The organism is Bariatricus massiliensis (genome assembly GCF_900086725.1).
In the GTDB taxonomy this organism is placed as follows: Bacteria; Bacillota; Clostridia; order Lachnospirales; family Lachnospiraceae; genus Allocoprococcus; species Allocoprococcus massiliensis.
This window is the reverse complement of sequence record NZ_LT574836.1, coordinates 718,442-733,731: the sequence shown is the minus strand read 5'-3', so window position 1 is coordinate 733,731 and position 15,290 is coordinate 718,442. Positions and strand designations below refer to the sequence as shown.

Here is a 15,290-nt window from a genome sequence, read left to right as displayed (position 1 = left end):
TCTATATTGATGTAATCATTATGTATGATTACGGTGCTTATCCTCGTACATAAGCTTGTCCAGTTCATCTAATGCAGCATCCATCTGTTCTCCAAGCAGGCTCACCCCCATGCTGAAAGACAGACTGCTGTGCTGGACACGTGCGGCCTCATACCGGGAACGCGCCTGTTTTAGGGACTCCAATATAGCGTCGGCAGTCTCTCCGCTCTGGAAAATGGCAAGAAACTCATCACCGCCCAGACGAATCATAGCCATAACACCAGATATTTGTTCCCTGATAAAGTTCACGAAATCACGCAGTATTTTATCCCCCATGATATGCCCCTCAAGATCATTGACAGCCTTAAAATGGTCTAGATCAAAGATTGCTGCATAGTGTCCATGGAACTGCTCAAAATGCGTCTCCAGATACCGCCGGTTCTGTGCGCCCGTCAAACTGTCAGTCAGAGCGTTCTGCAGATTGAACATATCTTCCTGATAGAGCTCGGTCACGTCGTAGGCGACGGTAAATATATACTTTGCCCCGTCAAGCACGACCCAATATTTCAGGGCGTCAAAATACTGCGAAGGCTCGTTCGTCCCTGCGGCGCCCTTAAATTCTAACAGCTTCTTTACACCAGTCAGATTAGTCTCATCCTTCTGCAGATCAAGACTGCCGTCATGACATTGCATAAAGGTATCTGCCACGTTTTCGGGTACGATTGCGGCTAGATCTATATTTGTTTTGCCTAAAGGATCCACATCCGTGTACTTGGCAATCCAATCCCGGAAATTCTGATTCAGATATACGATTTGATGCTGTTCATTCCGGAGACTCAAGAAACCCGGATACGTCTCGGCCAGAACTTCTTCAAACATCCGCTTGCTTCGTTTTTCCCAATTTGGAACCATAGATATACCACTTCTGGTCATATGGCGCGGTGGCAGCGGAATCCGTTTCTCAAATACCGGATACTTCTGATCGAATGCCTTTTGTGGGATTGGCTTGGTAAAGTAATAGCCTTGAGCAAAGTCACACCCTATTTCCTGTAGGAAGCTGACATGCTGTTCACTCTCTGCACCTTCACACACAATCTGGACGCCCATGGTATGAGCCAATTCCACGGCGCAGATAATAATTCCCTTCACTCGGTCGTGTATGTCCGTTTCCTGCAAAAACACCTTGTCTAATTTGATAATCTGGAGAGGAAGACTCCCGAGCAAATTCATATTAGAATAGCCGGAGCCAAAATCATCCATGGCAATGGGAAACCCTTCTTCATCCAGCTTGTTCAGCATCTCTAAAACACTATCTGCGATATCATTAAAAGCGCTCTCCGTGACCTCGATCTCAATGCAGTCATAGGGTATCTTATATTGATCCACAATGGAATGGAACGTTTCGTAAAATGCCTGCTGATAAAGGGTGACTCGGGAAAAATTGACCGAGACAGGAAACAGTTCTCTTCCCAGCTCCCGTCGTTCATGCAGATAACTGCAGACTTTTTTAAGCATATAGAAATCCAAGTTCGCGATGGAGCCATTCTCTTCGAACAGCGGAATAAATGAGTCGGGATATAAAGTCCCCTGTCCGGGAAGCTCCCACCGGACCAAAGCTTCAGCTCCAACGATTCTCCGTTCAGACAATTCCACTCTAGGCTGAAGGTACAGCTCAAATTCTTGGTTGACAAGAGCGTGCTGCAGCAACTCTTTTAATCTGCGTTCTTGCGTCAGCTTTTCCAACAAATGTTCGTCATACCAGACCAGCGATTGATTAGCGGCAGCTTTTGCTGCTTTGTGGGCCATTTTGGCTTTATCCATAATAGTCTTGATCAGTTCTGTGTTGTTCTGGATTTGATAGACACCGTATGTAAAACCAACATCACCAAAAGGCTCCAGAAACCCCTGTGCTTTTGTAGTATGCTCTAAAATATCTTGCAATTCAGGAATCAGCGAGTCCTTTGCCTCGGCCATAAGGATAAAGTCGTCCGCATCAAGGCGCGCACACTGGTAGTTTTCGTCTTTCCAGCTTTTCAGTGTCGATGCCAAGGCACACAAAAGCTCGTCGCCTTGAATATATCCGACTGAATCGTTGATTACCTTAAAATTGTCGATATCGAATGCCACAATCACAAATTTCCTTTTGGACTGCTGTCGCAACAGGTTTGAAGCTGCAGCCTCAAAGCCGGCCCGATTTTGAAGACCGGTCAATTTATCTGTAAATGCCGCTGTCTTCAAATTCTTTTGATTGCGGTTATTTACAATTACAAAGACCACTATAGAGAGAAGCAAAATGACAAAGTACACCGAAATAAAACTAATCAATTTGTGGTTAGAGTTTTTTTCAGCCTGCAGGACCAACTGATCTGCCAATTCAAAATGCTCCTGACTCAAATCATATAATCTTTCATTAGAAGTATTCCCAGAACGTACAGCACTTATCTCGTCTTTTATCTCTTTCCATATCTGATTCAATTCTGATAACTGCTTCTGAAATACTTTATCATTGTTTTTTGCGAGGTTATAATCTCCCCTGCCAGTCTGGAGATCGTAAATGATTCCGTCAAGACGTACAATCAGTTCGTCATCAGGCTTACTATTCATCTCTTCCTTCACCAGACGCTGCGTCGCACCACGCACTAACCCGCTGTAATTAATGATACGGGCATCGCCCACATTCCATAAGAGCATCACTACCAAGAGCAGGACTGCAAGCAGCCACATTCCAGTATATAGTTGAAATCCCCGTTTCGTCCTCATCGTTTCAACCTCACCTTTTTCCTTTGATTCAATCCCTTCAGACCGACAGTACAGCAATAATAAAGTACCCTATTCTCGCTATACCAATATTGTAATTGTAACCTAATATCCTGTACAAAGCAATAAAGATATAAAAAGCAAAAGAGCAAGCAAAGAAAAGGCTCCACATTCTTTATAATGGAAAGCCGGCAGACTATGCGTCGGTAAAAATTCTTTGGTACTGCTTCGGGGTCAGCCCAATAAATTCCTTAAAGTAATTTGTAAAATGGCTTTGATCGGAAAAGCCTGTCATACCCGCAACATCTATGGGGCCAATCCCTTCTTCCAGCAGCGCCTTTGCCCTTTCTATTCGTATCGTCTGTAAATACCGATAGGGAGACACTCCTATTTCTTTTGTGAAAGAGCGAAGAAGATAAGACTTTCCAGCTCCAATCATAGAAGCCAAATCATCCAGAGTTATATTCTCCGAAAAATGCTGTTCCATGTATTGGCAAAGCATTTTTGTCTGCTTGTTGGGCCCTGTCTTTTCAATTTTCTCAAAAGGTACACTATATTCTTGAAGTATCTGCTCTATAAGATAAAAAAGGGCTTCTTCTTTTTTTAACTTTGACATATCCATAAGAATGGCCTCGTATACCTCTGCCACCGATAACGCAATTTCACTTTGATAAATAACATTCTTTGTAAAATAAGGGGTGTAATCTTTTCCGGTGATTTCCTTTGCAATTTCCAACATGACACCGGACTGAATATTCACAGCCCGGTAATCTAATAATTCCCCGCCTATGGGAGCACAATAATGATTATCTCTGGGATTAAATAAAATTAAATCCCCGGCATTCAAATCGTATTCTTGTCCCTTACACCAAAGGTGGCGTTTTCCGCCTTCAATAAACCCAATCACATAATATTCATGAAAATGATTAGGAAACTTTTGTACAATGCCACTTAATTGATATGCCTCTATTTCTAAATCACGGTCATAATAAATATGCCGCTGTTCTTGACTACCGTTCATGACAGCTTACCTCCTGCATTCGGTAGAATCATATTATCACTCATAATAATCTGTTCTAACAGCTCCCCTACTTGTTCTGCAATTTCTTCAATTTCTACATGAAACTGGTCTAAGACATAAGATTCTATAACACCAAGAACGGCCATAGCCATAAATTTCCGCAACACTTCAGTGTTTCTCCTATTTGATACCCCTTCCAGCTTATAATCCAGCTGTTCCATAATAAAGTTCAACAGGCGGTGGCGGAATGTGACGGTACTTTCTGTTGAAAACAAGGCGGTAAAAAAAGACTTATGCTCTTCAAAGTAATAAAACCATAGGACAGTCCCTTCTACAAATCCCATATCCTTCTTTTTCTCACAGAGCTCGGTAAGGTCCTTTATTGTCTCGTTTACGATTTCATTTAACAGATCATGTTTATCCATATAATGAAGATAAAAGGTCTTCCGGCTAATATCAGCTTTTTCTGTCAACTCTTTCACGGTAATGGCATCGAATCCTGATTCTAGGAGCATTTCCAAGAAGGCGGATTGGATAGCATTTTTGGATTTTGTAATTCTCCGGTCCGTCATTTTATACGTTATACCTCCTTACTACACATATTTTTAAAAATGAGTATTACTACATGGATTCTCAAATCTGGTTATTGATAATGATAAAAACATGGTTTATATTATACACGAGAGTAATAATACACGCAAGCAACATAAAGAAGGAGAAATAGATATGTCAAGAACCGCTGAAGAACTAATGACACACCATATTGAGTCTATGATGAATATGAAAAAAGATTCAAATCTGGACGAAGCATTGTCCGACTATTCTGAGGATTTGATCGCGATTACCCGTCTGGATGGCCGTACCCGGACTATGGGACATGACACCCTAACCAGTGTAATGCGCAATTCCTTATCATTTGCAGTTAAGATAGGGATGGATATAGAGCATGCCGTTGAAAAGCTGAATTTTCTCTATCGCCAAAGTACAGAAAACTATATAACCCTTGTCGCTTCCCTGCCGCCGTTCTCCTCTTTTGCCTCTTTCACATATATGGTGGAAAATGGGAAAGCAGTTTATGTGAGCGGCTATGCCAAAACGGCAGTCAGTATGCCATCACTAGGCATAAAAGCGCACCCGTTCCCACACAATGCAGAAGCAATGGCAGTTACGGACAGGCACCTTGCCAATCTGAAAGAACGTGATGTCGAAGCACTGTTCGCCGGTTATGCCGACGATGCAGTCATTCTGACTAATCTGTGTAAACGGCCGCTGGAAGGAAGCGAGGATATCCGCCGTTACTGTGAAGGCCTCATTGAAAAAGCCAATGATGAAATTGACGCCTTGACGGATTCCTCTGCAAAGATTACTGTAAAAGAGGCAGTCGCAGAATTGAGCTGTATTGCATTCCAGCACAGAGCTAAAAAGACATGCGGCGTGCTTACGCAGCGAATCCGTGATGGAAAAATTATTTTTGAATCGCTTACATTCCAGAACGGCACACCAATATTATAATTATATTGGGATGACAAGAGGTGACTGAACATGAAGATACGGGATAATTATACATGTCCTCTGGAATTGACACATGATATTATACGTGGAAAATGGAAACCGATTATATTGTGGCAGTTGGGAAAAGGCGCAGCTTCTCTTTCCACCTTACAGAATGATATAACCGAAATCGGGCAGAAAATGTTGTTACAACATTTGGGGGAATTGCAGCATTTTGGCATGGTACAAAAACAATTGTTTGAGGGCTACCCTCTTAAAGTAGAATACTCCCTTACAGACAAAGGCATGCGGATGTTAAATGTTATAGTTTCTATGCAGGAAATAGGAATTGAGTTAATGTTAGAGGACGGTAAGGAAGAATTTCTCAAAAGCAAAGGATTAATTTAGGTACACACAAAAAAGTGTGTAGTGTACAAAAGAGCCTCTCCCTGTTAAAATAAAATAAAAACAAGGGAGGTTTTAATGTTGAAAAATCCTGAACAAACAATAGGAAATATGGCAGATAAGTGCAGTACTGTCTTTATCAGCTATATTGATAATGAAGGATTCCCAGTTACAAAAGCGATGCTGAAACCGAGAGAACGGCAAGGAATCAATGTATTTTGGTTTCACACAAACACATCGTCAAACAAAGTAAAATTCTTTCGTGAAAACCCCAAAGCCAGTATTTATTTTGTAGATAAGCGTTTCTTTCGCGGAGCAAGTCTGCTGGGTACTGTAGAAGTGTTAGAGACAAGGGAGGCTAAAGAAATGTTATGGCGGGAAGGCGACACCATGTATTACACAGAAGGTGTAACAGACCCCGATTATTGCGTCCTAAAATTCACAGCTGTCAAGGGAAGATATTACAGTAATTTTCATTCCGAAGATTTTGATATTTGAAGCTATTACGAATGATAAACATAGTAAAGCCATGAAATCGCTACTGCGGCCTCATGGCTTCAGATATCAAGAAAAGTGACCGTCATACCACCCATAAAAAGATAAAAATAAATGTAAGGGGAAAACACGAGCACACAGCACTAAAACCTAACAACATCACTGTCATTTCTCAATGCAATTTGGTATAATAGAAATCAGAACTCACAAAGGAGGCTGAAGATATGTTCCATAATAAAATTGCCGTCATCACTGGCGGTGCACAGGGGATTGGCAAGTGTATTGCCGATGAATTTCAAAAGGAAGGCACCGTTGTATGTGTAATTGATAAACAACCCGGCGGCTATTTTACTGGTGATCTCGCCGATGAAAAAACGCTCTCCTGCTTTGCAGAAAAAGTGATTTCTGATTACGGGCATGTAGATTATTTAATCAACAATGCTCTTCCTTTGATGAAAGGCATTGATGCATGTTCTTATGAAGAATTTAACTATGCTCTGCGTGTAGGAGTGACGGCGCCGTTTTATCTGTCTAAATTGTTTTCACAATATTTTGCATCAGGTGCCTCTATTGTCAATATCTCCTCCTCGCGCGACAGAATGAGCCAGCCACAGACGGAAAGCTATACCGCCGCCAAGGGCGGCATATCCGCTTTGACACATGCGCTCGCCCTAAGCTTTGCGGGCAAAGTGCGGGTCAATTCCATTTCTCCCGGATGGATTGATACCAGCTTTGTTGAATATGATGGTGCCGATTCCTCGCAGCATCCCGCCGGAAGAGTGGGAAATCCACTTGACATCGCCAATATGGTTTTGTATCTCTGTTCGGATAAAGCCGGTTTTATTACGGGCGAAAACATCTGTATTGATGGGGGCATGACACATCAAATGATCTATCATGATGATTTTAACTGGTCTTTGAATATAAGAAAAAGCAGCGAGTAAACGGCAAGGAGTCTTTCTAATATCCACACACTGTATACCTAATTCCCCACAGAACCAGCAGATGCAGTGGATAGAACCAGTAGAAAGCCTGTTTGGGAATCTTGGATTCTCCCTTTTTACCGGTGTAGCGGTAAATCATGACAAATGCAAAGACACTGGTCAACTCATAGAGGAATAAAATCCCCCCTGCTATACATTTCTTTTTGGTGTCATTTCTCAGGAAATATAGTACGGCAATCAACAGAATTCCCATGTAGGAGTAATCTGTCAGCAGGAAAAAGGACAAACCACAGGCCAATACTACAATCAGCCCTTGAATAATCCCTTTGTATATAAGGCTGGCCATCTTTTGCTCCACCGCCTGGACAGCCAGCAGCATGAGCAGTCCGATGAAAAGTGTAAAAAACACATTCTGCCTGTAGAGCGTGATTCTTCCAAACAGCGCCAAATCAAAAGGTACTTCTGAAATCAAAGTAAACAACCCGATTCTTGCTATATATTTTTTAATATTTGAGGTATGTATAAATCCTTCCACAAGAAGAAAACAGAATAGCGGGAAGGCTATCCGCCCAATAAGACGGCATATTACTGCCGCTATTGTCCAATTCACATTTTCATACAGAACCGTATTCTCAATCAACACGGCCCCTATATGGTCAATCAGCATAGAAGCTGCCGCGACCACTTTAAGTTGTTCACTATGATACCATTTTATGCCTGTATTTCCTGTCATATTTTTATCCTTTTCTGTATATTAAATGTTTTATTCAGCGCCGAATCATTCTACCGGCAGTATTGCACTGTAAAGACTCTCGAGATCTTCCTCGACAATTTGAAGTCTATTATCGTCTCCCGGCACAACATTTACTGTAGCGGCCGCCTGTTCTTCATACTCCCCCGCATTTACATAGCTTTCCATGGAGGTCAAGTATTCCTGCTTTAAAGCGTCCATACTGGTTATGGCGCCAGAAGTTACGGCTGCCATAGCCTCATCCATACATTTCTTTAATGATAGATTGGGCGTATATGTAATCTCCACCGTATAGTGATTCTCCTCTACCTTGCGTGGAATGCCGACCTCGTAAGACACGGATGCGAGAAATCCCTTCAGAGCTTCTGTGAAGCGCCCTTTTTCTTCCTCCGTAAAGTTCAGCTGTGACTCCAATTCAGAATCCCACAGCCCCTCGTTCCTCTGCGCCTCCGCCTCTTCCTTAGTGAGTCCGGTCTGACGGGTGTATTCATCGAACTCACCTTTGAAATCGGCATCCAGACATGCTTCCACATATTTTTGAATGTCAAAGACCTCTTCCACCATCTGATAAGGCGCCAATTTGTTAGCTACCGCCGCGCTTACTAATGCAGAAAAGTCAAATTCGTTAATCGTGTATTTCTTCTGCTCCCAATCCATGCGTACCGGAATTTCAAGCTTGTCCGTATACTTTGAACGTTCCAATTCCTCTTGATTCAGCGCAAGTACTTCCTTTGTCTCCGTGGTGAGATTGGCAGACTGCATATTGGCTAGATATTCTTGTGTGATATCCTGTACGGTAGCTTTTAGATCCAATGGCTCTACAGATACGATGACACGGTATTGGTTATTACTCTTATCTTCCACCTTTGTAATCTCATATTTCATATGTGAATATGCCTCTTTCAGAAAGACCAGATACCCTTCTTTCAGCTCCTCGGGGAATGCCTGTCCATCCTCCAGCTCTAATTCCTCTTCCAAAATCTTTTCATAAATATCGGACTTTCCTGTTTTCACTTTTTTGATTTCAGATTGCAAATATTCCTTCGGCGACGGCCGTTTCTCGCACCCTGTAAATGCCAGTATAAAAAGGACAATGGCAGCCAGTCCCATATATTTAAACGTTTTCATGATTTGACGCTCCTCTTGTCATTATTCGATAGGAAACATTGCATTTTCCAGCATTTCCATATCTTCGTCAGGAATTGAATATACATGGTTACTGTTCTGGGTAACCCGTACGGTAACCTCCTGCTTTGCATCAAAGGCAGGGGACGCTAAACATTCATTCATGTAGTCAAGCTGTGCGGCGAACAATTCAGAATCTGAAAACGTATCGCGTGCAGAAGAAAACTCTGTCAGTTTTTCTTCGATTCCGGCATAATACGTCTTCCATACCGTACAGGGCTCTACTGCCACTGTCACCGTATAATTTCCGTCCTCCTCTTCTTTGGACTCTCCCACCTCGTATTTTGCATATGTATATAATTTCTCTGCAAATTCACAGTATTTATCTTTATCCTCCTGCGTCAATTCCTTTCCGGACAGGGCCTGCTGTACTTGACTTGTAAAATCCTCTTCCATCTCCTTTTTCAGCTTAGCGTCATCCTCATCCACATATTTTGCATGTTCTGCATACTCACCCTTGTAGAGTGCGTCCAGAGCGGATTTCACATATCCGGCAGCATCAAATTCTTTGCTTTTCCCACATGCCGTAAATACAAACATGACAACACAGAAAACCAAAGCAAGTCGTCCTCTTTTCTTCCGTTTCATAGTCTAATGCCTCCTCCTTTTGATTCTCAATTCTCACTCCATTATAACGTCAAATAGGAAGAAAGACAATCAAATTCAAACGCCCTCATCCGACAGTATCTGTCACCGGCTCAAAAATCCGTCACCAAGAGCAGAAAAATCAGGCTGGTTTCCAATCTCTGAGATAATCTGTGCCGGTGAAAATTTCCATATCTTTTCATCCCGGTAATCTGCCGCCGCAAAGATTCCAAAAAGGATAAGGCAGATAAAAATGCGCACTCCCAGCGTGGAGCCGGATATCCGGTCCTCTTCTCCATATCCGTATAGGTTCTGATACATCGCCCTGTATCTGGGATGAACAGCAGGCGTACCTCTTCTGGAGCTGTACTGACTCCTTGTATCCCGCAAAAGCTTTTCCCTGCGTTTCTCTGATTCGTTCATATCATCCCTCCTAAAAAGAGCATATACTTACAACAGTATATGCTCTCAAAGCTCTGCATTATTCTTCTATCTCTCCGCCAGTTCCTGAACAATATCTTCCCACGTTACTCCTCTTTCTACCATCAGCACCATAGCGTGATAGAGGAAATCGGACAGCTCGTATTTAATTTCCTCCGGATTGGGATTCTTTGCAGCTATTACAAGTTCTGTAGCTTCCTCTCCTACCTTTTTAAGTATCTTGTCAAGCCCTTTGTCGAAAAGGTAGTTTGTATAGGAGCCTTCTTTCGGATTGGATTTTCTATCCATAATTGTGCTATAGACACTTTCAAACACCTGAAGCGGATTGGTCTCATCGTAGTCATTCCCTACAATCGGCTGAAAGAAGCAGGTCGGATTGCCAGTGTGGCAGGCTGCTCCTACTTGCTCGACCTTTGCCAGCAGTGTATCTTTATCACAGTCGATAGTCAAAGACTTCACATACTGAAAATGTCCGGACGTCTCTCCCTTCACCCAGAGGCTTTGTCTGCTCCTGCTGAAATAAGTCATCTTCCCTGTTTTGACGGTAGTGTCAAAGGCCTCTTGATTCATGTATGCCAGCATCAGCACCTCCGCCGTTTTATAATGCTGGACAATGACCGGCAGCAAACCATCCGAATTCAGTTTGAATTCGGAGAATTCCATGATGCTTTCGAAAGATGTCATCTTGATTCCTTCCTTGGCACATTCTTCTTTGTAGACATTAAAATCCAACTCTCTGCCGCTCACATATTTGCCCGATAGGCCTTTCACCCCGGGACATTTCAATATCTTAAAAAGCTCCTGTTCTTCCAATGTGTCCGTCACCACGACACAGGGAATATCCGTCACATTCATGACAGAATCCAAATCAAGCCTGTGCATGAACACAATCTCACTACTGTAATTCTGAATCAAATGCTGCTGTTTGAACAGGGCGTCGAAATCATTCAGCGATACGGCAATCTTTTCTTTTCCAAACCTTTTTGCCGCGTCTTCTATCAGTGCGTGTGCGTCAGGCTTTGAGAAATTCAGCATCGCCCGCTTTGCGCCCGTATAGAGAATCTTTTTGACATCCTCCTGCCGCTTGATATTACCTCCGGCCACCATAGGAATACGGATGACACGGTTAATTTTTTTCATCAGATCGATTGATTCATCATGCTCCTGATCCGTATTGGACAAATCAAAAACCAAAAGCTCATCCGCTCCATGGTCACTGTATTCTTTCGCCAGCGCAACCACATTGTCGGACAGCACTTCCATATTATCAAACCATTTTACCGCCTTTCCCTTGTATATAAATATACAGGGAATCAATCTTTTATAACTCATCTTGTACTCCTTTACAGACTTCCTTTTGTAGACATTACTTCATCCTTAAGCGCACGTGTCTCTTTGGATGAAGCCATATCAAGTGCCTTTCCAAAGGCCTTAAAAAGCGCTTCTGCCATGTGATGGTTATTCCCCGGAGTCAGTACCTTTAGGTGGAGATTCATACCTGCACTGTAAGATACAGTGTAAAAGAACTCCCGGACCATCTCGGTATCCATACTGCCCAGCGTGTCCACTGTAAACGGAGCTTCAAAACTCAAATAAGGCCTGCCGCTCAAATCAATGGCACAGAGAACCAATGTCTCGTCCATGGGAAGTATAAAGTGCCCATAACGCTTGATGCCCCGCTTATCCCCTACAGCCTCTTTGATCGCTTCTCCAAGTACAATTCCGGTATCCTCTATTGTATGGTGGCAGTCGACTTCCAAATCGCCCTCCACATTCAAAGTCATGTCAAAGATGCCGTGCTTCGCGAAACCGCTGAGCATATGGTCAAAAAAGGGAATACCACTGTGAAGCTGTGAAGAGCCTGTCCCGTCTACATTGAAAGTCAAATTAATCTTTGTCTCACTTGTGACTCTGCTGCGCTCTGAAATTCTGTCTCGACGCTCCATAATCAGGCCTCCTCGTTCTCAAAACGGACATGTACAGAATTGGCATGTGCAGTCAGCCGCTCTGCCTTTGCAAATGTCTCAATATCATTATGTACCTTAAAAAGTGCCTCTTTCGAATAAGAAATAATGCTGGATTTCTTAATAAAATCGTCCACCGACAGTGGGGAAAAGAATTTTGCCGTCCCGTTAGTCGGAAGAATATGGTTCGGCCCTGCAAAATAGTCTCCCAGAGGCTCACTTGCATACTCGCCGATAAAAATCGCACCTGCATTGCGGATTTTTGTCATCACCTCAAAGGGAGCCGCCGTCTGTATCTCCAGATGCTCCGAGGCAATCTCGTTGGCCGCGTCTATGGCATCCTCCATCGTCTCGGCAACCAGTATATACCCATAATTATCTAAAGACTTTTCGATAATCTCTGCTCTGGAAAGCTCCTTTAAAAAGTTGTCCACTTCCAGAGATACCTCCTGCGCAAGCTTTTCGCTGGTCGTAACCAAAATAGCGGAAGCCAGTTCATCATGCTCGGCCTGTGAAAGAAGGTCCGCCGCCACGAAACGTGGATTTGCAGTCTCGTCCGCCAGCACCAAAATCTCACTGGGGCCCGCGATGGAGTCAATGCTCACATGCCCATATACTGCTTTTTTTGCCAGCGCCACATAGATATTGCCTGGTCCCACGATCTTATCTACCTTTGGAATGCTTTCTGTCCCGTACGCAAGGGCGGCGATTGCCTGCGCCCCGCCTGCCTTATACACTTTATCCACGCCTGCCTCTTTGGCAGCCACTAAGGTAGTAGGATTCACCTTACCGTCTTTTCCGGGAGGAGTGGTCATAATAATCTCATCCACACCGGCCACCTTCGCCGGCATCACATTCATCAATACAGAGGAGGGATAGGCTGCCTTTCCCCCCGGCACATATACGCCCACTCTCTGGAGAGGTGTCACTTTCTGTCCTAAAATAGTGCCGTCAGGCCGGCTGTCGAACCAACTGTTAATCTTTTGCTTGGCATGATAATCCTTGATATTTTGAAGCGCCCTGCGCACAACTTCTAAAAGTGACGCGTCTACCTTTCCATATGCCTCCTCAATCTCTTCCTCGCTCACAAGGATATTGGTTGCATCGATATCAGCTTGATCGAACTGTTTAGTGAAAGCAAAAACTGCCCGGTCTTTCTCTTCTTTCACTTTGTCTAAAATAGCCTGCACACTGGCCTCATATTCTCCGTAACTGTTGGGGCTTCTTTTCAACAAATCTTCCAGCAGATTCTGTTTTGTCTCTTTCGTAAGCTTTTGTATTCTCAACGCTATGCCTCCCCTTTCAAAAGTGTTCTCAGATTAATCAAAAGTTCCTTGATACGTTCACTCTCCAGCCTCATACTGACCGGATTCACGATTACTCTCGCAGAGAGAGGGCAGACTTCCTCAAGAACTTCCAACCCGTTCTCCTTCAAAGTGGAGCCGGTCTCCACAATATCGACGATGACTTCGGAAAGCCCCACTATTGGAGCCAGCTCTATAGAACCGTTTAATTTAATGATTTCCACCGTCTGGTGTCTTGTATTATAAAAATAGTCTTTTGCTATGGCAGGATATTTCGTCGCCACCCGGATTAATTCCCGGTGCTCGAGATATTTCTTCGCCTCTGCCGGCCCGCAGACGCACATTTTGCATTTTCCGAACCCAAGATCTAAGACTTCATGAACCTTGCGGCCCTCTTCCAGTATCGTGTCTTTACCTACCACGCCGATATCGGCGGCGCCGTATTCTACATAAGTAGGTACATCCGGTCCTTTGGCAAGAAAAAATCTAAGCTTCAGTTCTTCATTCACAAATATAAGCTTTCTGGAATTTTTGTCTTTCATTTCCTCACAAGTGATGCCAAGCTGCTCTAATAATTCCAACGTCTGTTTCGCAAGTCTTCCCTTACCGAGGGCAAAGGTTAAATATCTCATGTCACTCATTGTTTAATCCCTACTTTTTACTATTTTTTGTTCTCCTGTTACTAAGTTGACCATCCGTATCTGGCTGGAATCCTGTAAATAGAGCATACTGTTAGCCTGATTACGCCTGCCGTATTCCGAATAGTATTCAACAGAGCGCTCTTTGCTCTTCTTAAGTATCTCTGTATTCTTATCTTTGCTCCTGAATTCCTGAGCCAGAAGAATCGCCTCTTTCTCACGGCCGTCGTCATAAATAATCAAGGTGTTTTTCCGGTGGTGCGGAAGCTGTATCTTTTGGCGTTCCAGCGCGCTCATCAAATCATCGACCACAATGGCAAATCCAATGGAAGCTGCTTCCTTTCCGAACTTCTCGATCAGATGGTCATACCGTCCGCCTTTCACGATGGCATCTCCGCTTCCAAACGTATAACCCCTGAAAATAATGCCGGTATAGTAACCGTAAAGGCCGCTCATGCTCAAATCAAAGGATACATAGCTCTCTACTTTATAAGCTTTCAATACCTCGTATATCTGCTCCAGACGCTTTACCGCCTTCAGTGCCTTGGCGTTAGGCGCGATACGTTTCGCATTTTCCAATATCTCTGGTCCACCCACCAGTTCAGACAAGGCCGAAAAAGACTCTCGGGCGCTGCGCTTTACTTCTGCCTCTTCCAAAAGCTCCTCCACCCCGAAATAATTACGGTTGTTAACCAACTCCCGCAGGCGGATTTCTGTGTCTTCCTCTACCTGCGCATCCTCTATCATGCTCTGGAAAAAGTCCACGTTGCCGACATTGATTTGAAATTCCTCTAATCCCGCTTTTTTCAGGCAGTCTACAACGAGAGAAAGCATCTCTGCATCGGCTTCCACAGAGTCGATGCCAATGAACTCCGCTCCCATCTGGGTATTCTCCTTGAGACGTCCCTGATAGCTGGAGTGATTGATAAATGTGCTGCCCATATAACATAGTCTTACAGGAAGCTCCTCTTCTTGAAACAATGTGGCGGCTGCCCTTGCAATCTGCGGAGTCATGTCCGGACGCAGCGCAAGAGTTTCACCCTCCCTGTCAAAAAATTTATATAGTTCTTTGGAAGGAATCGTTCCTATTTCTTTGCGGAATACATCAAAAAATTCAAACATAGGTGTCTGGATATCGTGGTATCCGTATAAATGCAGCATCTTGTGAAGACGATTCTGTAGCGCCAGCTTCTTAGCGCATTCTTCATTATAGATATCCCTGACTCCCTCTGGTGTATGTAATAACTGCTTCATATAATGATAACTCCTCTTCTTTGTCTGATTTAGCCTTCTTTTGTATTCTCTCCGCTTTAGTGTGCTACCATGTTAA

At 43.5% G+C, this 15,290-nt stretch carries 16 protein-coding genes; 4 read left to right on the top strand and 12 right to left on the bottom strand.

Features of this window, described 5'->3' with window-relative positions:
* Positions 1-18: 18 nt before the first annotated feature.
* From BN6465_RS05100 to BN6465_RS05090, 3 genes are all read right to left on the bottom strand, one after another.
* Entirely contained in the window at positions 19-2,739 is a 2,721-nt protein-coding gene (locus BN6465_RS05100; protein ID WP_066732318.1) for an EAL domain-containing protein, read from the bottom strand.
* 193 nt (positions 2,740-2,932) lie between these two features.
* Positions 2,933-3,757 (bottom strand): helix-turn-helix domain-containing protein, encoded by an 825-nt coding sequence (locus BN6465_RS05095; protein ID WP_066732316.1) that lies wholly within the window; start codon positions 3,755-3,757, stop codon positions 2,933-2,935.
* Entirely contained in the window at positions 3,754-4,329 is a 576-nt protein-coding gene (locus tag BN6465_RS05090) for a TetR/AcrR family transcriptional regulator (protein ID WP_066732314.1), read from the bottom strand. The genes BN6465_RS05095 and BN6465_RS05090 overlap by 4 nt, the downstream gene beginning before the upstream one ends.
* Positions 4,330-4,483: 154 nt before the next feature.
* Between BN6465_RS05090 and BN6465_RS05085 the strand changes: the two genes are divergently transcribed.
* The 4 genes from BN6465_RS05085 (at position 4,484) to BN6465_RS05070 (ending at position 7,092) form a co-directional block, all read left to right on the top strand.
* Positions 4,484-5,269 carry a nuclear transport factor 2 family protein gene (locus BN6465_RS05085; RefSeq protein WP_066732312.1) on the top strand — a complete coding sequence of 262 codons (786 nt, stop codon included), beginning with the start codon at positions 4,484-4,486 and terminating at the stop codon, positions 5,267-5,269.
* Between the two features lie 30 nt (positions 5,270-5,299).
* Positions 5,300-5,656 carry a winged helix-turn-helix transcriptional regulator gene (locus BN6465_RS05080; RefSeq protein ID WP_066732311.1) on the top strand — a complete coding sequence of 119 codons (357 nt, stop codon included), beginning with the start codon at positions 5,300-5,302 and terminating at the stop codon, positions 5,654-5,656.
* Positions 5,657-5,731: 75 nt separating this feature from the next.
* Positions 5,732-6,151: a pyridoxamine 5'-phosphate oxidase family protein gene (locus BN6465_RS05075; protein ID WP_199882791.1), complete on the top strand. Its 420-nt coding sequence runs from the start codon at positions 5,732-5,734 to the stop codon at positions 6,149-6,151.
* A gap of 221 nt (positions 6,152-6,372) precedes the next feature.
* A complete protein-coding gene (locus BN6465_RS05070) occupies positions 6,373-7,092 on the top strand; it encodes an SDR family oxidoreductase (protein ID WP_066732310.1) in 720 nt (239 codons plus the stop codon).
* A gap of 16 nt (positions 7,093-7,108) precedes the next feature.
* Here BN6465_RS05070 and BN6465_RS05065 read toward each other — a convergent pair whose 3' ends face one another.
* From BN6465_RS05065 to hisZ, 9 genes are all read right to left on the bottom strand, one after another.
* Positions 7,109-7,825, bottom strand: coding sequence for a TraX family protein (locus BN6465_RS05065; RefSeq protein WP_066732308.1), 717 nt, complete (start codon positions 7,823-7,825; stop codon positions 7,109-7,111).
* Between the two features lie 45 nt (positions 7,826-7,870).
* A complete protein-coding gene (locus BN6465_RS05060; protein ID WP_066732307.1) occupies positions 7,871-8,971 on the bottom strand; it encodes a hypothetical protein in 1,101 nt (366 codons plus the stop codon).
* 21 nt (positions 8,972-8,992) lie between these two features.
* Entirely contained in the window at positions 8,993-9,616 is a 624-nt protein-coding gene (locus tag BN6465_RS05055; RefSeq protein ID WP_066732306.1) for a hypothetical protein, read from the bottom strand.
* Between the two features lie 102 nt (positions 9,617-9,718).
* On the bottom strand, positions 9,719-10,036 hold the full coding sequence (locus BN6465_RS05050; protein WP_066732305.1) for a hypothetical protein: 318 nt from the start codon (positions 10,034-10,036) through the stop codon (positions 9,719-9,721).
* Between the two features lie 66 nt (positions 10,037-10,102).
* The gene (gene hisIE, locus BN6465_RS05045) at positions 10,103-11,386 is read right to left on the bottom strand and encodes a bifunctional phosphoribosyl-AMP cyclohydrolase/phosphoribosyl-ATP diphosphatase HisIE (protein WP_066732304.1); all 1,284 of its coding nucleotides are present in this window, start codon (positions 11,384-11,386) and stop codon (positions 10,103-10,105) included.
* A gap of 11 nt (positions 11,387-11,397) precedes the next feature.
* Positions 11,398-12,000: an imidazoleglycerol-phosphate dehydratase HisB gene (hisB, locus tag BN6465_RS05040; RefSeq protein ID WP_199882790.1), complete on the bottom strand. Its 603-nt coding sequence runs from the start codon at positions 11,998-12,000 to the stop codon at positions 11,398-11,400.
* Between the two features lie 2 nt (positions 12,001-12,002).
* Positions 12,003-13,304, bottom strand: a complete 1,302-nt coding sequence (hisD, locus tag BN6465_RS05035) for a histidinol dehydrogenase (RefSeq protein WP_066732300.1) — start codon at positions 13,302-13,304, stop codon at positions 12,003-12,005.
* A gap of 2 nt (positions 13,305-13,306) precedes the next feature.
* Positions 13,307-13,954, bottom strand: a complete 648-nt coding sequence (hisG, locus tag BN6465_RS05030) for an ATP phosphoribosyltransferase (protein WP_066732791.1) — start codon at positions 13,952-13,954, stop codon at positions 13,307-13,309.
* Between the two features lie 12 nt (positions 13,955-13,966).
* The gene (gene hisZ, locus BN6465_RS05025) at positions 13,967-15,214 is read right to left on the bottom strand and encodes an ATP phosphoribosyltransferase regulatory subunit (RefSeq protein WP_066732298.1); all 1,248 of its coding nucleotides are present in this window, start codon (positions 15,212-15,214) and stop codon (positions 13,967-13,969) included.
* Positions 15,215-15,290 lie beyond the last annotated feature (76 nt).